Origin of the sequence: Salmonella sp. GDC200615 (assembly GCF_050574145.1) — a bacterium.
Classification (GTDB): Bacteria; Pseudomonadota; Gammaproteobacteria; order Enterobacterales; family Enterobacteriaceae; genus Salmonella; species Salmonella enterica.
Genome location: NZ_CP192247.1, coordinates 2571763 through 2596108 on the forward strand (window position 1 = coordinate 2571763; position 24346 = coordinate 2596108).

The following is a 24346-nucleotide window of genomic DNA, read 5'->3' on the forward strand; positions in this document are numbered from 1 at the left end:
CCGGCTCCGGCGTACTCGCGCCGGAGCGTTTTATGCTACACTGCGCGCCTGTTTTTTTGCCGGCGATACACCTGTGGCTCAACACGCTGTCTATTTTCCTGACGCTTTTCTGACGCAAATGCGTGAAGCAATGCCTTCCACGCTCTCTTTTGATGAATTTATTTCGGCCTGCCAACGCCCGTTGCGCCGCAGTATACGCATCAATACGCTTAAAATATCCGTGGCTGATTTCCTTGCCCTAATCGCGCCCTACGGCTGGTCGCTCACGCCAATTCCGTGGTGTCATGAAGGATTCTGGATCGAGCGCGATGATGAAGAGGCATTGCCGCTTGGCAGTACCGCTGAGCATTTAAGCGGCCTGTTTTACATTCAGGAGGCCAGTTCGATGCTGCCGGTCGCGGCCCTGTTCGCCGATGATAATCATCCGCAGCGGGTCATGGATATGGCAGCGGCGCCTGGCTCCAAAACCACGCAGATCGCTGCCCGCATGGGGAACCGCGGCGCCATTCTGGCCAACGAATTTTCGGCCAGCCGCGTCAAAGTTCTGCACGCTAATATCAGCCGATGTGGAATCGCCAATACCGCACTGACGCATTTCGATGGCCGCGTATTTGGCGCTGCGTTACCGGAGATGTTTGACGCTATCCTGCTGGATGCGCCCTGCTCTGGCGAAGGCGTAGTACGTAAAGATCCTGATGCGCTAAAAAACTGGTCGCCAGAAAGCAATCTGGATATCGCGGCGACACAGCGGGAACTGCTCAACAGCGCTTTTCATGCTTTACGACCCGGCGGCACGCTGGTCTACTCCACCTGCACGTTAAATCGCCAGGAAAACGAAGAGGTCTGCCTCTGGCTGAAAGAGACCTACGCCGACGCCGTTGAATTTTTGCCGCTGGGTGATCTGTTTCCTGACGCTGACCGTGCCCTCACCCCGGAAGGCTTCCTGCACGTCTTCCCGCAAATTTACGACTGCGAAGGACTCTTCGTCGCACGTCTGCGTAAAATGTCATCCCTTCCAGCCATGCCCGCGCCGGGGTATAAAGTGGGGGCGTTTCCTTTTACCCCCCTCAAAGGCCGCGAAGCATTACACGTTACCCAGGCGGCCAACGCCGTCGGACTGTTATGGGATGAAAATCTCCATCTTTGGCAGCGTGAAAAAGAGGTCTGGCTGTTCCCGGCAGAAATTGAATCACTGATCGGAAAAGTCCGTTTTTCCCGGCTCGGCATTAAGCTGGCCGAAAGTCATAATAAAGGCTATCGCTGGCAACATGAGGCGACGATAGCCCTTGCCTGCCCGACTCATGCTCACGCGTTCGAACTTTCTGTGCAAGAGGCGGAGGAGTGGTATCGCGGTCGGGATATTTATCCGCAAACACCCCCTGCCGCTGATGATGTCCTGGTGACGTTCCAGCATCAGCCACTTGGTCTGGCAAAACGTATCGGCGCCAGAATAAAGAACAGTTACCCGCGTGAACTGGTACGTGATGGCAAACTCTTTACTGGTAATAGTTAAAAGGCGCACAAAAAAACCGCACTTTTTGACTGGCGCTTTTGCGTACGTTGACTACGCTGAAAAATGGACGGCTAAACTGGTCGTACCACAATTAGCGTATTAACGGAGAGCACGATGATGAAAACCAGTGTGCGCATTGGCGCTTTTGAAATCGACGATGCCGAATTACATGGCGAATCGCCGGGGGAGCGAACGTTAACAATCCCCTGTAAATCCGATCCGGATTTATGTATGCAACTGGACGCCTGGGATGCCGAAACCAGCGTTCCCGCCATTCTCAACGGGGAACATTCCGTTTTGTTCCGTACTCATTACGATCCTAAATCTGATGCCTGGGTCATGCGTCTTGCCTGACTCAAAAAGAACCCGTCGCCAGGCGGGTTATTTATTCTTCCTTTTCTCATTTCCCCCCTGCGCTAACCTCTCCTACACTATCGTGTAAAGTAGTTAACATTGAGGATGTAATGTTCGCGCTGGTACTTTTTGTATGTTACCTGGATGGAGGATGCGAGGATATTGTCGTGGACATCTACGATACCGAGCAGCAATGTCTTTATTCGATGGACGATCAACGGATTCGCCATGGCGGCTGTTTTCCGGTAGAGGATTTTATCGATGGCTTCTGGCGGCCTGCGCAGCAATATAGCGATTTTTAACCCTGGGCGCTGATACCGCTATTGTATCCGCGCTAACGTCAATTGCCCGCCAAATACCGCGCCCGTATCAATATAGTGTACGTTGGCAAAATCCATGCGCCGGCGCAACGGCGTATGGCCAAACCAAAAATGATCGGCTCCGCTAATCCCGCCGCGCTTATTTATGAGCCGTTCGCGACTCCAGAGAACCTGATGTAAATCGACTTTTCTTTGCCATTGATAGGTTGACGCGGGGTAATCAGCATGAGCGATCACATGCGTGCTATGGCGGCAGTGAACTTCCAGTATCCAGGGCAGCCGCTGACAAAGGATAAAAAGCGCTTCAGCTTGCGCAGCGTGTTCAGCGGTCAGGCGGGTAAACCAGTCGCCACCATTCATCAACCACAGCGTCGACTGCAATGAGGCCCGCGCATCCAGCGCCATTTGTTCATGATTGCCGCGAACCGCCATCATCCAGGACTCACGCAGTAAAGCCAGGCAACCCAAGCTGTCCGGGCCTCTATCAATGAGATCGCCCACAGAAACTAACAAGTCTTGTTGCGGATCAAATCGACACTCACGTAACCTTTTCATTAACATTGAAAAACAGCCGTGAATATCGCCAACCACCCAGACATGCCGCCAATTCTTTGCCTCTATTCGCTGATAAATCTCTTCAGGCCGCATCATGTTTTTCCTGTCGTTCATTATCCAGGACAGATATAAAAAGATAGCGTGTGCAGATTTTTTTGCTTAGTAAGCGTGCGCTGTTGTAAATAGCGAATTTCACCATTAGCGAGTAAATGCTTTGTTATCATCGCAATAAAATATAACTGGCTGCGCCAGGGGAGGGTTATCCCCTGGCGCAGCGAGCTACTCACTATCGCCTGTTCACCTTCAATACTCTTCCTCCTTAAAAACATATCGGAAACATAAACCACATCGCCTCAGCACACGATATAGCACACTCTTTAGCGGAGTGATCCTCAAGGCAAACCAGCGCCAATGCAGGTGTCGTTACCGTGGCGACCATCGCCCCCACAAACAGGCGCAGCACAATTTTTTTTAAAGGCGGCATAACCTCTCCTGACAGTTAACAGACCATTAATCCTTATCGAGACATCATCCGTGCGCGGGTATCATAGACTTAACAACACGCAGCGTTACGAAAAAAGCTGTCTGGTTGTGCAGGTATTTAGAGTAATAACAATTATTTTAAGTTTTAAGGTTATCCATTTGATTTTTTATATTAAAATAAAGATGACGACGTTTTGTTAAAAGCGTCGCCATAAAAACGAATATATAGTTTCAGAAAATCTGCTATTAATTCATATGGTTAATAGCAGTATTGTATTTACTACCATCAGGAGGCATTCTGAAGATACTTATTCGCAATATTTTCTATAGTTAACTGAAATTGTTGTGGCGTTGGCATCGTCCCCTTATTAAACAGCGGCGTAACCTCTTTCATAACGATTTTCTCAGCATACGCTTTAAAAGATACCTGCTGATTATGATTTATAAACATATGCGGATATTTAATACTCGCGGAAGCAATGAGGGGGACGACAAAAGGATTCGCCCCTGCCCCACCTGGAGTAAATACGCCATTTTTTATCTCCCCAGGTAGCCCCGCATTCTGCGCAGCCTCTCCTATCTCTTTCAAAAAGGGGGTAATACTGACCCCTTTACTGATGAGTAATTTACAACATTGATCTTTATTATTACTGTACACGGCTGATAATATGGCTTCGCATGTCTGACGAGCATAGGCCGGATCTTTACTCGCATTACCTTTGATATCCAGACTATTGAGCTTTTGCAGCATAAAATCTTTAACAGTTTTACTGGTTAATACCGCCCTACCCTCAGAAGCGTTCCCACGATGAAAATGGGTAGTCGGTATGTCTGTTTGTTGATGCAGGCTAAAACGATCTGACAGACTCGTCGACAGGCTGATAAAGCTATTTCTAACGGCAGTAATACTTTTTGCAAAAATGTCCTTCTCCGTTGTTTTTTCTTTTACTGGTTCAACGTCACTTCTATGGATTCTGTAGTGCTGGGTGGATAGTGTTATGTTAGTCACGGTAGTTCTCCTTTTAGATAACTATGCATAGCTACACTTTGTTTATATTTCTTGCTTTCAAAAAATAGCCACCTTCTCCACAACCATTTTTACTCATTGATATTTATAAATTTTATTTTCCTGATGGATTTTGTTCTTCTGTCACTTAGCCTGTTTTTTTTCGGCGCAAGGTGATCGACTTTTATCGAGGAACATTTTTATCGGGACAATCCTGAACAGGTAAAACATCACTTCAATTCAACTACTGCGTCACATAAAACATTCATGAATATTATTATTTATGCTGATGTTGTTACGATTTTGCCCCCATTCGCAGGCTGGCTACCAATTATCCTGCCAGTGAGTTAGCCGCTTTTTCAAAACCTATAAAGTCGCCACGCCAAATCTCTCCGTCACTGTAATCCTTATCTAAACATCAATTAATTAACTGATTTTTATATATTATGACTTTTCATGACGTTCAGAAAAACTACAAATGAAATGGATTGACGCATCTATTAGTGGTCAAAAAAACGCGCTACGAGAAATAATCAGTAACAATTGCAACACTATTCCAATCATAACGTAAACTATATGATACCAGGTGATTATTATTGCTTTTAGGTAACATATCTGTATGGCTGCTTTTAAGCAACAATACTCTAACACAACATATAACATTATAACTTACAATAGGTTAACAAATGGAATTACAGCTTATGCTTAACCACTTTTTCGAGCGCGTCAGAAAGGATGCAAATTTCAACGCATTTCTAATCGATCTGGAATATAATAATATCGCTTATTACATCTATTTTGTTGCTACCGGCAATGTGAAAATTATCACTCATGCAGGCCACTTCATTTCTATTAAAAGCAATAGAAAGCTGATTAAAGTCAATTCAACACCGAATACGCAATTAATAAAATTGATTTCAGCTAAACACTTTTCGGGGGAGCATTCCTATGAAAAATACTGTACTGATCTGGCAACGGCAGGCGTTTTTAAATGGATTGTTGAATTAAACCAAAAAACTCGACAATACTGGTCGAAAGACAACCAATTATTATATATAGAAAATGTGGTCATGCCGCTTTAACAAGCCAGGGTAATAATAGCGTCAGTCGTGACATCCGGCGTGTTACGACTGCGGGTTATCCAATTTAGAGACCATAATGAGAGTCTGACTGCGAGAGTTACCCTGTGCAGTCCGACCGACGCAGCAACGTTTGACACGATTCTCGACAACAGCATCTCCTGGTGCAGGAGAAATGATATTCAAAGCGATATCGACTAAAAGCTCAAAATATTTGCCTTCTATTTATATTCTATCTAATTAATACCCTCCAGAAAGTGTGGCATAATTGCAGAATCTGTCAGGATTCCGGGAGCATACCGGAGCGTAATCGAAAAAACATCTGGAGATGTATGAGCAAGGATGAAATCAGTTATCAAATTCTTTACCGGTACTCTCTGGAAAAGCTATACAGTACTCTTGCCAGAAGAGTAGATAACGTGCTGTCATTCGCCCTCGTTTTTCTCGGGGTCGGCGTCACCATAAACGTCGGGAGTCCCTTTATTCTGGGGCCAGGCATTGTGGGTATCGCCATACTAAAAAGAGTACTCCGCTTCGGCACGCGATCAGCACAGGCCGACCGGCAGTCCCGCGCCTGGCTGAAACTTTTTAATACTCAGCACCGCTTTCCTTCAGATAAAACACTGTTCCTTGCCTTCACATCGCTTGAGCAAGACGCGAGTGAAGTATGGTCCATGCTTATTGGTCCTGCCATCGTCATGACTGAGACCGCCCTCGGAAAAACTCCCATTGAGCCATTGACGGCGGGTGAAAAACTCTGTGCATTTTTGAGCGGCGCGACGAAATCCCAGCTAGCAGATCGCAATTGACCTGTCTTCTAAACGCCTGTGCCATACCACAGAGATTTAGTACAAAATTAATTAATGGAGTACTAACGCTGTCAGCAGGTTTCTCTGAGTGAAAGATTCGTATTATACGCACAGCCCAGTTTACAGTTTATATAACAGCGCAATATGTTTTTGTATCCGTACCATGCCGCCTACAAGCGGCTGTCTGAGTATCTCTAGCCGTGCCAGGGGGTATTAGCTCAAATGTGAGCTGACAGCCAAACCTAATCTGACTGTCCGCCCTGTGCCAGAAGCGGACGCTGATCATGGTGTGTACAGGCCAACGGTACGATATATTTTAAAGCTACCTGATTACAGCTTTCATAAAGCTATGGGTATTCAAATGCAGCAAAGCTATAAACCGAGCTTAATTAAATAATGCCTTTGCGAACCTACTTTAGGAAAGTCCGGTAGCGACATTTGAAGTATATAACCCTGTTTTTCATAAAAAGGGAGAGCCTGGAAGCTAAAGGTATCTACAAGTCCATGAACACAGCCTTTCCGCAAACCTTCTTTTTCGGCCATCGCCATAAGTTTGCTCCCCAGACCGCAATTCCTTGCAGATTCACTTACCCAAAGATAGTCGATGCAGAGCCACGGACCTTTTCTGTCAGCAATTAATCCGCCTACCATTTCGCCGCTTTCGTTTCTGCAGTAGACCCCAAGCTGCCCATTTTTACTAAAATCGACGAACTGAGCATTGTAGCTTCTTAATCCGGCTAATAGTTCTTCTTTATCAAATTCAGTAATTTGATGTGTGATTTGAATGTTCATACATATCCAATTGAACAAGTTTGCATTTGGAATATAACGTTATAAATAAGTTAATTAAATGTATCAATAGAAAGTTTGTTTTTACTCCTGGGGGCAGGCCACGTCCGCTACTCACAGCTTAAAGCAGACTGTCAGCTGGAGTCTGAGCCGGTACAATTAATGTGCCACTGGTTAGAAATCAGTAATACGATTTTATCAGGCTGGTGCTCTGGCCTGTCAGGATTTGAGGTATCCACCCGGTTTACCAGCCCCCTGTATTTGGCACCAGTGGAACCCACTTCCCGATCCAGGATATCCAGTACCCACCACCGAACCTCTTTCCCCAAAAGACATGAGCAACCTCAAGCGCCTTGTCTGGATGATAACCACGGTATGAAGTTTGATAACACGTGGAATCAGGGCGTATGGTTCGCTCTCCGTTCAGCAACTGGACGCCCTTCTCCCCAGCCTTTCAGCGTTGAAGATTTGCCAGCGCAGGGTGAAGAGTGTAGGCGAATTATGAAAATCACTTCTGCCGTTTATACTTCGAAAAAGACGTTATCAGAAAGGTGGTTCGCAAGCGCGGAGTTATTAAACCTTTACTTAACGAAATACGGTTTAAGTTGCTTGAATTGCAGCAGAAAGAAAACGACGGCTTGCTGATGCTGGACAAATTAAGCGAGCATGGCATCAATGGACTGATACGCCGTCAATAAAAGGAAGGGTGCATGGATGATCCCGTCACATCACCAATCACAACAGAAGAGCACAAAACAACATTTCACAGCGTAAAGGATAAAACACGATGCCATTTTCAATCAAAAACATATGTTCAGGTCCACAAGGACACTACCCAGAAATCTCCAGACCTATACAGAACAAGCCAGTACCGAGGAATTGCACACTGATCTCAACAACATGCAAAATACAGGAGTATACAGTATTCAGCAGATGTTCCTGCAGTTTTGAAATGCGACCACCCGGTACAGAAGAAAGAACCCCACGACTAAAACTCTCAGCAACAGAGCTCTCATGGCTATCTAAAACAATAGAAACAGAGATGCGCAACACAAAAGAATGAGCCTGTCAGTAATTCTGTGTAACTGCCCAGTTATTAAAGGTGATCGCTCAGGCGGTCACCGAACTCGATAATAAAACGGCTCATCGCCAGCCACCAGTTCTGGATCGGCATACTCCATTTTTTGACGCATCCTTGATTGCCAGATAAATAACTTTTCGTACTGAGTCATCCGTCGGGAACACCTTGCGTTTCTTAATCGCGGCACGGATCACGCTGTTCAAGGGTTCGATTGTGTTTGTCGTGTAGATGGCCTTGCGGATATCCGGCGGATAACTGAAGAGCGTATTGAGGTTTTCCCAGTGCGCACGCCAGCTTTTGCTGATTTGCGGATATTTATCGTCCCGGGCTTTCGCGAACGCATCCATCGCCATCAGTGCCGCCTCTTCGGTCGGGGCCTGATAGACCATCTTCCGGCCGCTGGTGACGGCTTTGTAGTCTTTCCAGGCTACGTATTTCAGGCTGTTACGCACCATATGGATAATGCACAGCTGGATATGGGTTTGCGGGAAGACGCTGTTTATCGCATCCGGGAAGCCCTTCAGACCATCCACACAGGCAATCAGGATGTCCTGAACGCCCCGGGTTTTCAGCTCCGTCAGCACGCTTAGCCAGAACTTTTCGCCTTCATTTTCGGCCAGCCACATACCCAGTAACTCTTTCTGGCCTTCGGTGTTGATACCCAGTGCCAGGAAGACGGCTTTGTTGATTACGCTGCCATTCTGACGGACTTTGACGACAATGCAGTCCATATAAACAATGGGGTACAGCGCATCCGGTTGCCGGTTTTGCCTCTCAGTGACCTGCTCTTTTACGGCGTCGGTGACTTTAGATATCAGCGAGGGTGACACATTGGCGTCGTACATCTCTTTGAAGGTGGCGACGATTTCGCGGGTAGTCATGCCTTTGGCGTAGAGGGATAAAATTTGGCTGTCCATCTGCGTAATGCGCGTCTGGTGCTTCTTAATCAGCTGCGGTTCGAAGGTATTTTCACGGTCACGCGGCGTGTTCAGTTCTATCTCGCCGTCATCGCACAACACCGTTTTGGACGAGTAGCCATTGCGGGTGTTTGAGCCTGTTTTGGGCGCATTTTTCTCATACCCGGGGTGGTCAGCCAGCTCCGCATTGAGCGCCGTTTAGACGGTTAATTTCGTCAGCATACGGGAAAACGGATTGAGGTCGGCTTCGGTATTAAGGCCTTTAGCCAGTTCAACCACAAGGGCTTTGAGTTTCTTTTCGTCCATAATTGCCTGTCTCCGTTACTGGAGTGAACATATCAAAAACAGGCAATTACACAATTTTAATTACAGTCTCAGTTCAGCCACATTATTGATGAGCGACTGTACGTTAAGCAAATCAAGACCGAGATGAAAATCGCTCTGCCACTTTCGCTCACCCCTCCTTCCATGGGTTTACGCCTCAGTACGGTGATTGATCGTTGCCGCCTGGTAAGCCGTAGCGAATACCTTATCAGCGCTGGCATACGCAAAAACCGCCCGAATGGGAGTATTCATCCTGACAGCCTGACTAAAAAATTTGTTGCGGCACGAAAATTTACCGGAATAAATTTAGTGATAACCCACCGACATTTCACGAGATCCGCAGCTTATCCGGACGACTATATAAAGATGCTTACGGGGAAGGGTTTGCTCAGAAACTCCTGGGACATACTTCCGAGAACACCACGAAACTCTATCTCGATGAACGCGATAATAAAGCTTACGTGATGCTCTGCTTTTGCTGTAAAAGAAATGTTAAACTGGATTTGGATCTGATATAACGAAAAAGCCCGGAATACAGAAATTCTGGAAAATTTCGGAAATTTTGGATTATTGATCATAAGCAACTGATTTATAAGGAAAAAAGGGACAGAATACGATTCCTGTTTACGGCAACAATTGATCTTTCTCTTTAAATTCATAATGTTACATATTAATTAAGTGATTTTAACGATTAGAACACGTTATTTTTGATTCTAATAGATTCAATTAGTTATCACTTTTTACGTTTTAATTCGGACATATTTCGGGCCATTTTGCGTATAAATCCCCCGACCAAACAAATTAACTGCCCAATACATCACTCCCCTCTTCCATTGGGGGACTCCCGATGCCAAATACCCATGTAGACGAAGGCTTAATAGTGATGCCAACAAAAGCGATCGCGAAAAGTTGAACAGGTGGCTAGTTTCAGATTAAACACATTGGTTAGTCATCCTGAACAAGTAAAATCCGCCGCAACTGGCAACCATTCAATACTCGCACTATCGAACGATCGCCAGCTTGCCGCAGCCCGTTCTTGCATACGATGTGGCTGCGGTTCCATCACATCAGGAATGTGAAAATCGGGATAAACCTGCCACTTAACCTGAAGCAGGTCTTCATAGCGGGTGGTATACCGAGGCGAAAGCATTTCTCTTAAGGTCGCCATATAAAAACATTCTATTACAACGAGTTATCTCCTCCTGCCTCCGCCCCGGCGCAAAGCTATAGTTTTTTCTATCTCCTTGTGAAACAAACAATTATTCTTGCTATGGCGCTGATTAACAATCGTTGGCGGGCAACGTACATTCAGCGAGTTTCAGAGCTTCCTGACGGAATTCCGCCGGTGCTGTTTCCGGGGCTTCTTACTGGTTGATACAGATCCTGCCTCTTACTTGAGAATTTACTCATTTAGCCGTATGTCCATTATGGGTGGATAAGATCATTTATCATCGTAAGGGTTGAAAGCGATAAGTTAAACTTGTCCTGGCTCAACAAGGGACCCGACTAATGATGAGCTCTTCATCTTCAAGGCGTTTTATGCCTTCCAGCAAGAATAGACATTAAATCGACAACTGCTGCCAGGTCTTACAGGCGCAGTGGACAATCGTGTGGTAACAGCCTGAGTCATTTATTATTTTTCTCATTCAGCATAACTGCGTCTTCTGATAGAGAAATTTTTATCTAAACATATAAAAAACACAGTGAAGAAAACGCTACTTTTTTCTAGCTAAAAAGCTAAAATAATTTTTTTACGGAGAGGATCTTATGCGCAAGGTGTCGATATCTATATTATTCATGCTAGTTTCACTGACTTGGGGGACTACATGGTTGGCCATGCGAATTGCCGTTGAAACTATCCCTCCAGTGTTTGCAACCGGAATGAGGTTTATGTTTGCAGCACCTTTTTTAATCATCATTGCATGGTTAAGAAAAAAAACACTGTTGTTTCCTCCCGGACAACGATTATTCCAGTTTGTGATATGCATCTTTTATTTTTGCATTCCTTTCTCACTAATGATTTATGGTGAAACCTATGTCAACTCTGGGCTTGCCGCCATTATCTTTGCGAATATGCCTGTGGCCGTTTTGATAGCATCGGTTTTGTTTCTAAATGAAAAAGCGAAACTAATGCAGATCGCGGGCTTAACTATCGCAATCACTGCATTGACGGGGATACTTCTTGAAGAAACGAATACAAGTACAGAGAGTCACTGGCAGGGTATCACTGCGCTTATTTCTGCTGTGTTAATCCATGCCATAATATATACACAATGTAAGAAAAGAAGTTGTACTGTCTCTGTTATCACATTTAATGCGCTCCCGTGCCTTTTAGCTGGGTTGATACTTTCTGCGACAGGATGGTTTTTTGAAAGACCACAAGTATCAACCTTCTCAGTACACTCAATATTAGCTACCCTGTATCTCGGGGCTTTTGCCGGAGTTTTTGGTATCCTGTGCTACTTTGCGCTTCAGCAAAAGGCTAATGCCTTCCAGGCTTCGCTTGTATTTCTTATCTTTCCGCTGATTGCGGTAAGTCTGGAAGACTATATTTATGGATATGCTATTTCAACACACTCAATGCTGCTTATTATACCATTAGTTATCGGGATATTTCTTACTCTTGTCGCCAGAAATATCCCTGTAACCAGCAGATGCCGGGATAACTCATCACAGAAATAATCGATTTATAGTAACGCAAATAATTCCTGATGCCTTACTGAGCTCCGGCTAATGCGGGGTGGATAAGCTGGAATACAGACCCGGTAATACACAGCGATTATATTAACAAGCAATGTAATAAAGGAGTTTTTTATGTTCATGTTTCTGCCATTCTTGCTTGCACTGAGCGTGGCAATGGGGGCCATAAACAGAAAGGATAAAGTCAGCTACATTCTGTGGGCCGTTTTACTCATCGTCACTATTTTATCATTCATTCATCATATGACCAATTCGCTGACTTTGTCATTTTAAGGAGTGTGTATGAAAACGCATCATCATCCAACAACACTTGTTCATCTGATTAATCAGGTGGGACTCCTTGGGATATGCGTTGCTCTGGTTGTAGCCTTTTATTATCAACTCGTCAGGCATGAGCTGCCTTGTCCAATTTGCTTATTACAGCGGGCTGGCCTCATCATCGCCGGTTTTGGCTTTTTATTTAACCTCTGCTTTGGTCTACGAGGTATACATTACGGGATGGTAATTATTGGCAGTATCCTGACCGGAGTTATGGCATCCCGGCAAATATGTTTGCATATCATGCCCGGTGACACAGGATATGGTTCTGCATTTTTTGGATTACACTTTTATACCTGGACTCTGATTACGTCAATTCTGATTATTATTGCTGTTGCGGTGGTTCTGGCAATCAGTAGCATGAATGTTGCATTTCGTTCATTGAATATTAATCCGGACCTGTTCAGTATTGTCGGTTGGGTATTTCTGTTACTGATTACTGCCAACCTTATTTCAACTGTACTGGAATGTGGCGGAGGGGAATGTGCTGCTAACCCGGTCACATATAAGCTACTGTCGAAACAGGATATTGCCTTTCTGAAAACAGGCCTCCTGACGAGGGCAGTTCTCCGGTTATGACGCACTTTTAAAATGACTGATTGGTAAATATATAGCAAGCACCTGTCTTGTAGAAATTGGAATGGTTATGGGCTAACACGGAAGTTACAGTAACATTGAAATGTTGCAATAACAGGAATCAAACTTACAACCTTCGCATTACGAATTAGTAGAATCACATTTAACTAACTGTTTCAAATACACATTTCCGCATTCACATTGCTCAACTCAATGGCACATGATGTTAGAAATAGAATGATGCTTCACCATGTTTGACACAAAAATGGCACACCCTATAAAGCATCCACAGCACATATTTGGGTGGCACGCACCGTGGAAATACTGCATTACCCTAACACAGGGAATTTTCTGTACAGCGTCGACAGCCCCGCATCATAAATAATCGCTACCTGCTGTCGCGGTACTCCTGCCCTAATAAGGCACCCTGCCTGCGCCCATTGCTCCGGCGTCAGTTTTGGCCTACGGCCACCAATGTAGTGGCACTGTAGTGGCACACTGGGTACTGAAGCAATGGCCACAACTGGCGCTTGATGCTATCAGCCAGATAACCTTCCAGATGGATAACAAACATAGCAGCTATCCTGTCTGTATCGGATTTGTAAAACCAGACGTTGAGCATCTTCATCAAGGTTAAAGGAACAAAGAGCTCTTTAAAGTAACTCTTTGTTCCATTACGATAGTTTAAATATGATGTTCTGGATGGGCCTTCACTACATGAACAGGAAAGGCTCAGGATAACCACTTCTCAGACATTAAAAGCAAATGAGAAAACCAAGGGGGCCTAAACCTGCCGCCAGGGAACAAACCTCTGCACATTCTTTAGTGCTACCACCGTCCCCTAAGCACCCCAGAGCGAACGCTGGCTGGGCAGCAGACGACAACAGCAGAAGAGTTGTTATGAATAAAACTTTACGTGATTTAATAAGAGAAAACATATTATTACCCTCATAGTAAGCAGTATTAAATAAGCCGGGATATATCTGGTGTTCAATCAGTCCCTCATATAGGGTTAGCACCATAGCGAGTCGTTTTCACAAAAAACACAGACTGTTGAAACTTTATTTATCACTTTGACATTTGCAATACATGACACATGATTAGCTTCAGCCGCCATTATAGGGAAAGCTCCATTTCCATACTCATTTACTCACTTCTCCCTGCGGAAAAAGAAATGCAGTATAGCCAGCGTGGTGCTTTTGCTGAAACCAGGCGCGAGCAACACGGCAATGATGATCGGCGTCAGAATGAGTTCGGAATCGGCATTGGCAAACAAGGCGCACAGTCGTTAATACCCACCAGCAGTTCCGGCAGGACTGCGACAATGTCGTAAGAGAGGCCTTCAGCCAGGCAAAACAGCGCTACGGTGCTCCCCGGCTTGCTGAGGAAGTGAACCTAGGGCCTGAGGTACAATGTAAAAACGATAGCGTCCAGCCTGCGCCGTCAGGGTCTGCGGCGATCTCAGTCCGGAACAATTTGAAAACCAGAACCTCGCTTAAGGCTGTATCCACAATACGCGGACAGGATCAAAACTGTTAGTGTGGCTGGCTTACAAGAATGAAGTGAAGTTGATTGATATAACAAACACTCCTGATAATGTTAACTGGCCTGTTCCTCCGGGGGGGCGAGCCAGCCATGATTTGAAAAGCACATGAAATCACTTTCACATGAATTAATTTACATTGAAAATAAAATATAATAGTGCTTATCATTTTTATTTAAGTTAAATATTTTATAAATGGTTTTTATTTACTCACCTGATGGTAATGAATAACGTTTAATATCTATAGTAAAGGATGCTGTAACCGTAAGGATAGTGTGCCACAATTTAACAGGTAACATATTATGAAACACGTTAAGAGCGTATTTTTAGCAATGGTTTTAATATTACCATCTTCACTATATTCTGCTCTTACAATAGCGGCAGACTCTCAAGATCATAAAAAAGAAGAAACAATTAAGACAATTCCTCAAAAGTGGTGTACTCTTTGGCCTGCTGGCATACCCTTCCCTGAAGATTGGTTTAAAATGTGTAGAGGTTATTGAGTATAAATTTAATATACTAACCAGTAACCATATCAGTTATGACAGACAGGCCTTCTTCATATTTGCTATAAATAAGGCCTGAGCTTTCCTGACAAATTATAAACTACTGGCTGGTTTCTCCGGCCAGACAGGCTTTAAAGTATCAACACGGTTTACCTGTACCCGGTACTTTCTCCATGCCAGAAGAGAAGCTTTTTCTTTATTGGTTGCTTCGTCCAGATCCACTGCATCCTGTAACGGCGCGATTTTTTCAGACGTTATTTGCAGGAGTCTGTTTTTCGTTCCTTCAGCTTCACGAAGTCTGGCTGCGGCCTCCGCAGCTTCATCATTCATCCAGACCTGAGCCTTACTATCCCATTTTTTGTATCCACCACCTGGTGAAACTGATGTGACGTTTTCAGGTAGCGGACCAAGATCGGAGATATAAACCTGATTGCCGGTTGTTGTGTCGTAAACCGTCTCGCCGCGGTGATCCTCCTGCAGACTCCACGTTTGGGTTTCAGCGTCAAAAACAGCAATATGACTGGAGGGAATATCAGGAGGGGCTATATCAGTACAATTTGCCGGGCGACGCTGTCCGGGGGGACCTGACCACATCCGGCCTCCATTGCAGGTAATGCAACAGATGTAATTTTCCGGTCTTCTCCGGCGCTTTTATTGTGCTGAAAAATTGCCAGTAACGCAGCCCGTGTTGCATTATAAACCGCGTCGGTGCCGTCAATAATCAGCGGAACGCGCATCGTCGGGGCGTGAACCAGCCACGGATGTTTACTGTTACCCGTTTCAATAACAAAGGCGGTGCCGACGGGCTGTTCCCCCAGGTATTCACGGATGATATTTTGCTGTACCCGTTCCTGTAATTGCGACCCGAAATATGCCGTAATAGCAGCATCCACACCGCCGTCCATAAGACCAAAGGTTTCCGCATTACCGTCTGCGACCACAATAACGACGTGTCCGTGTGGACCGATATACATGGTGTGCTCGTGTCCTCCGATATAAACTGTATGCGCATGGTCGCCAGCGGCCTGTGTCCACGCACCACCTCCTAGCTGAAATGAAGTGTGATTGGAATCTCCCCAGTATGAGTTGATATAACCGCCGAACTGGTTAGTATGATTGCCCGTGGTATTGGTCGATTTCGTGCCGTAATCAAAGGATGAGGTAGTTTTTGTCCCTAAGTCGATATCCTGCGCCCGCGCGGTGTACGAGTGCGATTTGTTGCCGTCCATCTCCTGAGAAAGTACAGCTCGCCCACTGGCGGGTTTACCTTTGATTGTCCAGCCTCACATGTCAGGGATAATGCCGGACGGATACGCTATAGCCAGTAACGGGTAAGCAGATTTATCAAACGATTGCCCCTGCATCAGAGCGTAACCTGCCGGAGTAGCATCAGACGGCCATGCTATCGCCGCACCTACTGGATACGAATCCGGTGGCGGATTTAGTGAGGTGTAGAACATCGCCCATTCTGACCACTCAGCGTCGGCGGTATCTCGATGGCTGCGAATATATGCAGGTGCAGGAGCACCATTAACCCCACTCCATCCGATTAATACTCTCCATCACCGGTTCCGGTCAGACGCAAAATACTCCCGTATTGCGTTGGGTAACCGTTATTGTAAACCTCGCCCATTATCAGGCCGCTATCACTGCCTCTTGTCGTACCAGTCAGTGCCGGAAGCCCGCCGCGTGATGCCAGTCTGTTCGCTGCAACAGCCGTACCTGATGCAGGGAGCGCTCCGATATTTTGTACAAACAGCGGCTTTTCCGGAATATCGCCACCGTTCTGTGATTTATGTAACGCATCGGCGGCGTGATTTATCGTTTCCCGTAAACCAACGTATTCGATAAAACCATCAGCGCTTTTTCCTGACAGCGCCGTCAGGGTTTCGTCCAGCGGCTGCTTGCCCGCCAGTTTATTCAGTACCGTGATGGCAAAGTTCGGATCGTTTCCCAACGCGTCAGCCAGTTCCTGCAGGGTGTCCAGCGCTTCCGGCGCAGAACCAACCAACTGCGCCACTTTCGCAGCCATAAACGCTGCCGTGGCAATTTCAATACCTGCAGCTGTGGTTTCCGGCATTGGTGCCGTTGGCGTACCGGTCAGTGCCAGACTGTCCAGCGGGGCTTTGGTCTGTACCTCACCCATACCCCACCATGTTTTCCATCGCGGACTGGAACCAGTCGCCGCAGTGTGGACAGGGCCAGTACCACCGACGGCGATCGCCCCGGTTATAAAGAGAAAGAATGCCTGTCGTGGGTGGGGCCTCGTGCGGCGAAGAACGCCGCCATTTCACATCGGTGATTTCCCGACCAGGCGAACTCTCTGCCGGTGTCATCCCCGCAGACATAAAGGTGGTGGTACGTTTGGATGCCAGGGAAAAACCATCTCCCTCGCCATCGATATCTTCAGGGAAACGGTCATAGTCGGTCAGCGCCACCCGCTTGTAATCCGACGAAGAAAAAACGGTTATGGACGGCCAGCCAATTTGCAGGAATGAACCATCACGAAACATTTTATCGTGGACGTTGTTGTCATTTCGGGAAGGACTGAGACGCTAACGTGTCATCCCAAGGAACCGCCGTATTGGCACCGCGGGGAACAAACATAAATTGTTTTATTCCTTCCGCTACCGGCATTCTGCGTGGAGGCCTGAGATATTCAGCAACCTCCCGGCGTACTGCCGCTGCGGAGCCATATTTATTCCCCGTCATCGTCTGCGGTCTCCTGTATTGCCTTAACTAACAGTATTCTGGCCTCATCCACCACATCCTGGGCCTCGTTTAGCAGATCCGCAGACCATCCCTTATCCCTTTCCAGTTTATCCGACCAGACTTCAAGTACCTGCGTAATGGCCTTGACTATCGCCGCCATTTGTTGACGGACTTCCGGCAACGGGACGACCTGCTTCATCTCTTTTTCCAGCCAGAAACGCCCCTTTTCGGAGTCAAACCAGTTCTTACGCTCTTTTGGAGTCATTTTATTCGGGTCCTGATGTTCAGCAGCCTGGGAAACGGGCGTTTCCATCAGTACGCGGATCACATCCGTCAGGAGATACAGCTTGTTTTTTTCATTGCTTCCCGGTGCCAGGGGAACGCCCGAGAGGCGACTGACAACCGTCTGTCGATGTAACCCTGTAATAGCGGCAAGCTGACAGATATTGCATTTGAGGTTCTTCAGTTCGCCGTCCATTTTTACCTCTGGGGCTGTTTCTTAGCGCGCCTTCCCCCGGAAAAACAAAATATAATGAACAAAAAACATACAAACCATCATCTTTTAAAAATAAATGACATTAAAACAGAGAGTTACAACATGATGATGATGCATGAAAAATCAAAAATGCGCCAAATCCCGCGCCGCTGCCGCCCCGTGGCAGACCGCCCCGCCGGGAGTACCTTTTTAAAATACGAACAATTATCAACAACTACCACTTAATGATTATTTATTTCATTTTTCGATATTGATTATCATTTTCAATAACAACACACAGAGAACATAAATGAAAAACATCATCACTATTATCGTAGCCATTATTATCGTTTTTTATGCAGGTATGTGGTCGCAGAAATTCCTGATGGAAGATGAGTGCCTTGATTCAGGTGGTTCATACAATGAAAATGGAATTTGCAATATTGCAGGCAGTCATCAGGATGTTCCCCCTAAGTAAGCAGAATGCTTTTTAAATTCGTTACCCACCTCTACAGATAAGGAGGCGAATGGTCACTAAAAGTAAAATCCATTGCAGAAGAATTTCCGGAAAGTTGTTATTCCAGCACCCCGACAGGTTATTCAGACAGATTTCAGCTATATCAAAACTGAGTGAGTACTTATCAGTTTCATCTGGTGAAAAACCTGTTCTTATTCATCTGGTTCCATCTGATGATATGTAGTCACTTTTTTACAGCAATATTACAGGGGGAGTTTCAATGCCTCCTGTAATTATTTGACTCTCTCACCGAATCATATACTCGTTCACACGTCATTCCTGCCCGGTAGCGCTCGTCAGCGATTCCAGCATAATGTTTAGCTTCTTCTGCAATATCTCCGAGCATGTTGGCAAGCATTCTGGCGTCGGCGTTGGTTGTTTTGCTTCTGACGGCAGCGGCAAGATTTGCGGTGTGCTTTGCGGCGTCCAGGCGGGTGGCAAGTTTTTTTGCTTCGGTACGCAGCTGGCTAACAGTGGCAGACAGGCCAGCAGCAGTGGCAGCAGATTTAGCGGCTTGCGCTTGTGCATCTTTCACAGCCTCATCACGGGCAATAACGCGGCCCTGTTCAATAATACGGGCGGCGGTCTGGGCGTTGACTTCCTGAGAGGATTCAGCGCTGTCGCGATCTGCCCATTTTTTTGCCAGCCCCTGTCACTCCAGACATTACCGGCGATAAACGCACCAGCCATCAGCAAAATAAACACCAGCTGCAACCAGTATCTTTTCAGAAGAGCAGATAACAGATTCATACCAGCACCGATTTTGCTTTCTCAAAGCGCTCCCGCCGATCACCGATGCCGTTCTACCCTCCGTTGATGATCTGCGTAACACGTACCAGGTCGCCGGAATATTTCAGACACCCTTTAGTCACAAAAAGCCACGCTGCGGATCGGGCGGCATGACGTTCTAGCTCAAGCTGTCCTGGATTCGCCACTAGATCCAGTTTCAGTGCAACGCCACATCTGGTGTAATTCTCCAGCCCGGTAATCCTGATCTTCGCCGAACGTGGTGCGAAAGCTTTCTTGCCGTTCATGGCGTTCGCGATCCGGACTGGTACGAATATGTGCCTGATAACACCCCAACAACCCATGAAGAAAATGCAGCAAGGCTTCGTCAGGCGGGCAAATGTCTGCGGGATATTGAGGCAGGGAGATTTCAGTGTGATGAAGAAAAACCGCAACCGACAGGCGAACTGGCAGATGAACCAGCAACGCCTGAAGCAGTGGAACAGGACACAACTGAACATCATCCGGACCCACAGCCGCTGGAGAATGAACCACCTGTAAGCCAGACAGAAGCAGGCTACCAGAAAATACGGGCAGAACTGCACGAAGCACGTAAAAACATTCTACCCAAAAACCCGGTTGATGTTGGTAAACAACTGGCAGCCGCGCGCGGTGAATATGTCGAAGGCATCAGCGACCCGAACGATCCGAAGTGGGTTCATAACAATTACAGCGCCTCAAATCAGGGTGAAAAAGAAGAAGTGGTGCAGGAGGAAAAACAACCAGCAGCAGAGCCGGAGGCTGTCACCAGAAACGCGGACGGGACTTTCGATGTATCAGCGCTATTCCCGCCCCCCTCAAACCAGACCGAAAAAACGGAAGCCAGAACAGAAAGAGATGGAGAAACGCCGAAAGAGAGCAACCAGCAGGAAACGGCTGGCGATACAGGACAGGAAATTACAACGGACGGTGGATCAGGTACAACTTCATAGCGCAAAACCACACGCCAGTGGCGCTTATTGAAAAACTAAAAGGAACGGACTCATTCACTGTGTCCGCATGGATTGATCGCTATGAGGTTTTATTACAGCGCCGGAGTCTGTCGGTTAATACCTACAAGATTCGCAGTAATCAATTAGCGACCGTACGCGAAAAAATGGGGGAAATGATACTGGCAGAGGTGACCACGCGGCATATTGCTGAGTTTCTGGAGTCATGGATCGCGGAAGGTAAAAACACGATGGCGGGGGCGATGAGGTCTGTACTATCTGACATGTTTCGTGAGGCAATTGTGGAAGGAAGAATAACAACGAATCCGGTTGAGCCAACCCGAGCACCTGAAATTAAGGTTGCCAGGGAACGCCTGCAACTGGAAACATATAACGCCACGCGGACGGCGGCAGAATATCTGCCTGTGTGGTTTCCTCTTGCGATGGATCTCGCGCTGGTTACTGGCCAACGCCGTGAGGATATAGTTAACATGAAGTTTAGTGATATCGTTGATGGTCGCCTACACGTAACCCAGATAAAGACAGGAATGAAGATAGCATTCCCCCTATCCCTGACCCTTCAGGCGCCAGGGTTACGTCCGGGACGGTTATCGATCGCTGCCGACTGGTAAGCAGAACCGATTTCATGATCAGTGCCGGAATCAGGAAAAATAGCCCGACCGGGAATATTCACCCGGATGGGCTGACAAAGAAATTTGTAAAAGCCAGAAAAATTTCAGACGTTAAATGTAGTGATAACCCACCGACATTTCACGAGATCCGTAGCCTGCTCGGGCGGTTGTACAAAGACGAACGCGGCGAGGAATTCGCTCAAAAACTCCTGGGCCACACCTCAGAGAACACCACGAAACTCTATCTCGATGAACGCGATAATAAAGCTTACGTGATGCTCTGATTTTGTTGTAAAAGAAATGTTAAACTGGATTTGGATGTGATATAACCAAAAAGACCGGAATACAGAAATTCGAGGAAATTTCGAGGAATTTCGAGGGGAAACACATAACCCATTGATTTATAATCCAAATAAAAAGAGACCGAATACGATTCCTGTTTACGGCAACAATTGATCTTTCTCTTTAAATTCACAATGTTACATATTAATTAAGTGATTTTAACGATTAGAATACGTTATTTTTGATTCTAATAGATTCAATTAGTTATCACTTTTTACGTTTTAATTCTGACATATTTCGAACCATTTTGCGTATAAATCCCCCGACCAATCAAACTCACTGCCCAATATATCACTCGACCTCTTCCACTGGTGGCCTCCCGATGCCAAATGCCCATGTAGACGAAGGCTTAATAGTGATGCCAACAAAAGCGATCACGAAAAGTTGAACAGATGCCTGGTTTCAGATTAAACACATTGATTAGCCATTCTTAACCAGTAGAATCCGCCGCGACTGGCAACCATTCAATATTCGCACTATCGAACGATCGCCAGTTTGCCGCAGGCCGTTCCTGCATACGACGTGGCTGCGGCACCGATCATACCGGGCAGTCGTCAAACCTCCAGGATCGCGCATCGTCAACGATGCAGGTGATCGTGAACAAGATATAGTTTTCCACAGTTCGTACAGGATAGGCCTCCTTATTGCTGCCTTCGCAGTGACAGTAACTGTCCCTGTGTTTTCACATCCTAACCTACCATGTCCCCGATAAGTTAAGTATATGAGCGTAGAGGAGCTTTTCGACCATGGGCACAACCTCTAAATCTGAAGGGAGTTCATCAATAGATACAATAATGAACGTTTCTTTAAAGATCTTTGTAGTCAGTCCCTGTTAGGTTGTCGTGACATAAGAATATCGCTTAATTTTGAATACAGGGAAATGTAATTGATTATAAATGTTGGACATGTAGCTACAGAAAAATTCGACACAACTGGAGTGAGCGCCTGTAACAACCAACAGAGTACTTCAGTTGATTTATCCTCCTGTATTATTAATGCTGCTTCAGAATGTACCGTTTTTGTCAGAACAATAATAAAGAAATCGGACAGTTATGATGCTATGCAAATTGACAGGCTTAAAATTGATACGCAGGAAAAATACGACGCTCTTAATTTACAAAGAGAACATCACAAGAAATTTCTGCAAACTATAAAAGCAAACTCTTTTGACAGAGCTATGGCTGAAAGACCAGAAAACCCAATATCTCTGAGTCTAATATATTCTTCCATTGATTCAATAAAATATAACACAGGGAACTGTGCTGATATGTCGCTAATTTTAGGTGCGATTATTGCAAAATATATACCACAAAGACTAACCGGAATAGGATTTTCGAAAAATAATGTATTTGATGCCAGAATAAGCACATCCCTTATGTATAATAGCGCGTCAGGAGGGAATCATGTGGTCGTTTTTTTGACTTTTACTGATTCAAAAGGAATATCGGAATATATACTTGACCCTTGGCTGGATGCGCGCATTTTCAAAAAGGAAGAGTCATATGAAATTTATAAAAACAATAGCAGTGAATATATCAATGAAAATCATTGCTTCGAAGCATACGATAAATACACTGCTATAATGAATAGCGCAGAATATATAGACGCCATAACAAAGACAATAAATCTTTTATATAGAGTTAATCTTGATGAAATTCAATTAACAAATCCATTTAAGTTTATATAATTAACTCTTATGGCTGATTAAAGGAGTGTTATTTTCCCATGAATGGCATCAAAGGCATGTTACTCGCCGGAAATTTTCTGTACAACGTCGAAACGCCAACATCATAAATAATCGCTACCTGCTGTCACGGTACTCCGGCCCTAATGAGGCGCCCGGCTGCGCCCATTGTTCCGTTGTTAGTTTCGGCCGTCGGCCACCAATTTGCCCCTGCTCCCTTGCCGCTGCCAGCCCGGCGCTGGTACGCTCAACGATCATCTCACGCTCCATTTCAATGCCAGAACAGCAAGGCTCCTCCTGAGCGAAAAGGACATTTTTTGAAAGTTTCTGGAAAATAAAAATAGTACTATTTGAGCATTAATCTAATCAGCCGATTTTTTCTAATTCATCAATCAGATGGACATAGCATTTGCTATAAAAAATAAAAGTATTCCTGCTATCTATATATAAATGAGTTATGTACATATAAAAGGAGCATTACCGTGACAAAAATAACTTTATTTCCCCATAACTTTAGAATCCAAAAACAGGAAACCACACCACTAAAAGAAAAATCAACCGAGAAAAATTCTTTAGCAAAAAGTATTCTCGCAGTAAAAAATCACTTCATCAAATTAAATTCAAAATTATCGGAACGTTTTATTTCGCATAAGAACACTGAATCTTCTGCAACACACTTTCACCGAGGAAGCGCATCTGAGGGCCGGGCAGTGTTGACAAATAAAGTCGTTAAAAACTTTATGCTTCAAACGCTCCATGATATAGATATTAGAGGTAGCGCGAGTAAAGACCCCGCATACGCCAGCCAGACCCGTGAAGCTATACTATCGGCAGTTTACAGCAAGTATAAAGATCAGTATTGTAACTTGCTCATCAGCAAAGGAATCGACATAGCGCCTTTTCTTAAGGAAATTGGCGAGGCTGCGCAAAATGCAGGTCTGCCCGGAGCAACCAAGAATGACGTTTTTACGCCAAGCGGCGCAGGAGCCAATCCTTTTATAACTCCGTTGATTACATCAGCATACAGTAAGTATCCACATATGTTTACCAGTCAACATCAGAAGGCATCCTTTAACATCTATGCGGAGAAGATCATTATGACAGAAGTTGTACCGCTGTTTAATGAGTGTGCTATGCCGACTCCACAGCAATTCCAACAAATACTAGAAAACATTGCTAATAAATATATCCCAAACACTCCCTGAACACAGAAACACCAAAAAATATGCGAGCCTCTTCCTGATTAATATGAACCAATAGTATCCATAATTTTTCCCAGGAACTAACTCTGGAGCTAAACCGTCATTTACCAGTGCTAAAATTATACTCTCAACCATCAAAATAATAGCCATTGCTGCTATATAACATATAGCAGCAATCTCTACTACATAGCTAT

Annotated in this window: 23 protein-coding genes and 13 pseudogenes; 20 read left to right on the plus strand and 16 right to left on the minus strand. The window is 45.4% G+C overall.

The genetic code is table 11. The features are described from left to right. Window positions 1-73 precede the first annotated feature (73 nt). The 3 genes from rsmF to ACQ29O_RS12365 all read left to right on the plus strand — a co-directional run bounded on the left by rsmF (window position 74) and on the right by ACQ29O_RS12365 (window position 2169). Complete coding sequence (gene rsmF / locus ACQ29O_RS12355) at window positions 74-1513, plus strand: 16S rRNA (cytosine(1407)-C(5))-methyltransferase RsmF (protein ID WP_023164993.1); 1440 nt, start codon at window positions 74-76, stop codon at window positions 1511-1513. A 117-nt stretch (window positions 1514-1630) separates the two neighbouring features. Continuing rightward, window positions 1631-1867, plus strand: a complete 237-nt coding sequence (locus ACQ29O_RS12360; protein ID WP_024131108.1) for a YebV family protein — start codon at window positions 1631-1633, stop codon at window positions 1865-1867. A gap of 110 nt (window positions 1868-1977) precedes the next feature. Beyond that, entirely contained in the window at window positions 1978-2169 is a 192-nt protein-coding gene (locus tag ACQ29O_RS12365) for a YebW family protein (RefSeq protein WP_000457838.1), read from the plus strand. 18 nt (window positions 2170-2187) lie between these two features. On the opposite strand, the gene pphA is transcribed toward ACQ29O_RS12365, so the two are convergent. The 4 genes from pphA to sopE2 all read right to left on the minus strand — a co-directional run bounded on the left by pphA (window position 2188) and on the right by sopE2 (window position 4234). Then, window positions 2188-2838, minus strand: a complete 651-nt coding sequence (gene pphA, locus ACQ29O_RS12370; protein ID WP_000986172.1) for a protein-serine/threonine phosphatase — start codon at window positions 2836-2838, stop codon at window positions 2188-2190. Window positions 2839-2855: 17 nt separating this feature from the next. Then, complete coding sequence (locus ACQ29O_RS12375) at window positions 2856-3071, minus strand: hypothetical protein (protein WP_001574231.1); 216 nt, start codon at window positions 3069-3071, stop codon at window positions 2856-2858. Next, window positions 3062-3226 carry a membrane protein gene (locus ACQ29O_RS12380; protein WP_001134856.1) on the minus strand — a complete coding sequence of 55 codons (165 nt, stop codon included), beginning with the start codon at window positions 3224-3226 and terminating at the stop codon, window positions 3062-3064. Before ACQ29O_RS12380 ends, ACQ29O_RS12375 begins: the two co-directional genes overlap by 10 nt. 285 nt (window positions 3227-3511) lie before the next feature. Continuing rightward, window positions 3512-4234, minus strand: a complete 723-nt coding sequence (gene sopE2 / locus ACQ29O_RS12385; RefSeq protein ID WP_000182072.1) for an SPI-1 type III secretion system guanine nucleotide exchange factor SopE2 — start codon at window positions 4232-4234, stop codon at window positions 3512-3514. A gap of 683 nt (window positions 4235-4917) precedes the next feature. Here sopE2 and ACQ29O_RS12390 point away from each other — a divergent pair. Beyond that, window positions 4918-5313, plus strand: coding sequence for a DUF1398 domain-containing protein (locus ACQ29O_RS12390; RefSeq protein ID WP_000422882.1), 396 nt, complete (start codon window positions 4918-4920; stop codon window positions 5311-5313). A 329-nt stretch (window positions 5314-5642) separates the two neighbouring features. After that, on the plus strand, window positions 5643-6119 hold the full coding sequence (locus ACQ29O_RS12395) for a hypothetical protein (protein ID WP_000030934.1): 477 nt from the start codon (window positions 5643-5645) through the stop codon (window positions 6117-6119). Between the two features lie 372 nt (window positions 6120-6491). Here the strand turns inward: ACQ29O_RS12395 and ACQ29O_RS12400 are convergent, their stop codons facing one another. After that, window positions 6492-6911 (minus strand): GNAT family N-acetyltransferase, encoded by a 420-nt coding sequence (locus ACQ29O_RS12400; protein WP_253336066.1) that lies wholly within the window; start codon window positions 6909-6911, stop codon window positions 6492-6494. Between the two features lie 372 nt (window positions 6912-7283). On the opposite strand from ACQ29O_RS12400, the gene ACQ29O_RS12405 reads away from it, so the two are divergent. Continuing rightward, window positions 7284-7553 carry a hypothetical protein gene (locus ACQ29O_RS12405; protein WP_001576019.1) on the plus strand — a complete coding sequence of 90 codons (270 nt, stop codon included), beginning with the start codon at window positions 7284-7286 and terminating at the stop codon, window positions 7551-7553. 165 nt (window positions 7554-7718) lie between these two features. Continuing rightward, window positions 7719-7859 carry a hypothetical protein gene (locus tag ACQ29O_RS12410; RefSeq protein WP_001576018.1) on the plus strand — a complete coding sequence of 47 codons (141 nt, stop codon included), beginning with the start codon at window positions 7719-7721 and terminating at the stop codon, window positions 7857-7859. 145 nt (window positions 7860-8004) lie between these two features. Here ACQ29O_RS12410 and ACQ29O_RS12415 read toward each other — a convergent pair. Further along, a pseudogene (locus ACQ29O_RS12415) lies at window positions 8005-9212 on the minus strand (IS256 family transposase). Between the two features lie 69 nt (window positions 9213-9281). Between ACQ29O_RS12415 and ACQ29O_RS12420 the strand changes: the two are divergent. From ACQ29O_RS12420 to ACQ29O_RS12435, 4 genes and pseudogenes are all read left to right on the plus strand, one after another. Continuing rightward, a pseudogene (locus tag ACQ29O_RS12420) lies at window positions 9282-9748 on the plus strand (tyrosine-type recombinase/integrase); the annotation flags it as partial. A 1249-nt stretch (window positions 9749-10997) separates the two neighbouring features. After that, window positions 10998-11912, plus strand: coding sequence for a DMT family transporter (locus tag ACQ29O_RS12425; RefSeq protein WP_001233445.1), 915 nt, complete (start codon window positions 10998-11000; stop codon window positions 11910-11912). Between the two features lie 132 nt (window positions 11913-12044). Further along, the gene (locus tag ACQ29O_RS12430; RefSeq protein ID WP_000480735.1) at window positions 12045-12203 is read left to right on the plus strand and encodes a DUF5993 family protein; all 159 of its coding nucleotides are present in this window, start codon (window positions 12045-12047) and stop codon (window positions 12201-12203) included. A 9-nt stretch (window positions 12204-12212) separates the two neighbouring features. After that, window positions 12213-12827: a disulfide bond formation protein B gene (locus ACQ29O_RS12435; protein WP_000848072.1), complete on the plus strand. Its 615-nt coding sequence runs from the start codon at window positions 12213-12215 to the stop codon at window positions 12825-12827. A 326-nt stretch (window positions 12828-13153) separates the two neighbouring features. Here ACQ29O_RS12435 and ACQ29O_RS12440 read toward each other — a convergent pair. Continuing rightward, window positions 13154-13300: pseudogene (locus tag ACQ29O_RS12440) on the minus strand (helix-turn-helix domain-containing protein); the annotation flags it as partial. Window positions 13301-13314: 14 nt separating this feature from the next. Here ACQ29O_RS12440 and ACQ29O_RS12445 point away from each other — a divergent pair. Beyond that, complete coding sequence (locus tag ACQ29O_RS12445) at window positions 13315-13461, plus strand: hypothetical protein (RefSeq protein WP_014341103.1); 147 nt, start codon at window positions 13315-13317, stop codon at window positions 13459-13461. A 513-nt stretch (window positions 13462-13974) separates the two neighbouring features. Here ACQ29O_RS12445 and ACQ29O_RS12450 read toward each other — a convergent pair. Then, window positions 13975-14100, minus strand: a complete 126-nt coding sequence (locus tag ACQ29O_RS12450; protein ID WP_000457876.1) for a hypothetical protein — start codon at window positions 14098-14100, stop codon at window positions 13975-13977. Between ACQ29O_RS12450 and ACQ29O_RS12455 the strand changes: the two are divergent. Both ACQ29O_RS12455 and ACQ29O_RS12460 read left to right on the plus strand, forming a co-directional pair. Next, window positions 14091-14292, plus strand: a pseudogene (locus tag ACQ29O_RS12455) (IS3 family transposase); the annotation flags it as partial. The gene ACQ29O_RS12450 and the pseudogene ACQ29O_RS12455 sit on opposite strands and share 10 nt — an antisense overlap. A 377-nt stretch (window positions 14293-14669) precedes the next feature. Continuing rightward, window positions 14670-14870, plus strand: coding sequence for a PagK family vesicle-borne virulence factor (locus ACQ29O_RS12460; protein WP_001576015.1), 201 nt, complete (start codon window positions 14670-14672; stop codon window positions 14868-14870). A gap of 96 nt (window positions 14871-14966) precedes the next feature. Here the strand turns inward: ACQ29O_RS12460 and ACQ29O_RS12465 are convergent. The 5 genes and pseudogenes from ACQ29O_RS12465 to ACQ29O_RS12485 all read right to left on the minus strand — a co-directional run. Next, window positions 14967-15455 (minus strand): annotated as a pseudogene (locus ACQ29O_RS12465) (tail fiber assembly protein); the annotation flags it as partial. After that, window positions 15422-15796 (minus strand): annotated as a pseudogene (locus tag ACQ29O_RS12470) (macro domain-containing protein); the annotation flags it as partial. The pseudogenes ACQ29O_RS12470 and ACQ29O_RS12465, both read right to left, overlap by 34 nt. Further along, window positions 15788-17019: pseudogene (locus tag ACQ29O_RS12475) on the minus strand (tail fiber protein); the annotation flags it as partial. The pseudogenes ACQ29O_RS12475 and ACQ29O_RS12470, both read right to left, overlap by 9 nt. Then, window positions 17018-17585, minus strand: a pseudogene (locus ACQ29O_RS12480) (phage terminase large subunit family protein); the annotation flags it as partial. The pseudogenes ACQ29O_RS12480 and ACQ29O_RS12475, both read right to left, overlap by 2 nt. Next, window positions 17572-18063, minus strand: coding sequence for a DUF1441 family protein (locus ACQ29O_RS12485; protein ID WP_000348540.1), 492 nt, complete (start codon window positions 18061-18063; stop codon window positions 17572-17574). The gene ACQ29O_RS12485 and the pseudogene ACQ29O_RS12480, both read right to left, overlap by 14 nt. A 54-nt stretch (window positions 18064-18117) precedes the next feature. Here ACQ29O_RS12485 and ACQ29O_RS12490 point away from each other — a divergent pair, with 54 nt between their 5' ends. Further along, on the plus strand, window positions 18118-18306 hold the full coding sequence (locus ACQ29O_RS12490; RefSeq protein ID WP_001576014.1) for a hypothetical protein: 189 nt from the start codon (window positions 18118-18120) through the stop codon (window positions 18304-18306). A 64-nt stretch (window positions 18307-18370) separates the two neighbouring features. Next, window positions 18371-18538 carry a lytic enzyme gene (locus ACQ29O_RS12495; RefSeq protein ID WP_000789530.1) on the plus strand — a complete coding sequence of 56 codons (168 nt, stop codon included), beginning with the start codon at window positions 18371-18373 and terminating at the stop codon, window positions 18536-18538. A 256-nt stretch (window positions 18539-18794) separates the two neighbouring features. Here ACQ29O_RS12495 and ACQ29O_RS12500 read toward each other — a convergent pair. Together ACQ29O_RS12500 and ACQ29O_RS12505 are read right to left on the minus strand one after the other, a co-directional pair. After that, window positions 18795-19327 (minus strand): annotated as a pseudogene (locus ACQ29O_RS12500) (DUF2514 domain-containing protein). 53 nt (window positions 19328-19380) lie between these two features. Continuing rightward, window positions 19381-19572 (minus strand): annotated as a pseudogene (locus tag ACQ29O_RS12505) (glycoside hydrolase family 19 protein); the annotation flags it as partial. Here ACQ29O_RS12505 and ACQ29O_RS12510 point away from each other — a divergent pair. From ACQ29O_RS12510 to ACQ29O_RS12520, 3 genes and pseudogenes are all read left to right on the plus strand, one after another. Continuing rightward, window positions 19561-20286 (plus strand): annotated as a pseudogene (locus tag ACQ29O_RS12510) (exonuclease VIII); the annotation flags it as partial. The pseudogenes ACQ29O_RS12505 and ACQ29O_RS12510 sit on opposite strands and share 12 nt — an antisense overlap. Continuing rightward, window positions 20286-21208, plus strand: a pseudogene (locus ACQ29O_RS12515) (tyrosine-type recombinase/integrase); the annotation flags it as partial. The pseudogenes ACQ29O_RS12510 and ACQ29O_RS12515, both read left to right, overlap by 1 nt. Window positions 21209-22152: 944 nt before the next feature. Beyond that, window positions 22153-22953: a hypothetical protein gene (locus tag ACQ29O_RS12520; protein ID WP_001536069.1), complete on the plus strand. Its 801-nt coding sequence runs from the start codon at window positions 22153-22155 to the stop codon at window positions 22951-22953. A 28-nt stretch (window positions 22954-22981) separates the two neighbouring features. Here ACQ29O_RS12520 and ACQ29O_RS12525 read toward each other — a convergent pair. After that, window positions 22982-23223 (minus strand): annotated as a pseudogene (locus tag ACQ29O_RS12525) (helix-turn-helix domain-containing protein); the annotation flags it as partial. A gap of 209 nt (window positions 23224-23432) precedes the next feature. On the opposite strand from ACQ29O_RS12525, the gene sopE reads away from it, so the two are divergent. Next, on the plus strand, window positions 23433-24155 hold the full coding sequence (gene sopE, locus ACQ29O_RS12530) for an SPI-1 type III secretion system guanine nucleotide exchange factor SopE (protein ID WP_000161702.1): 723 nt from the start codon (window positions 23433-23435) through the stop codon (window positions 24153-24155). The last annotated feature ends 191 nt before the right edge of the window (window positions 24156-24346 follow it).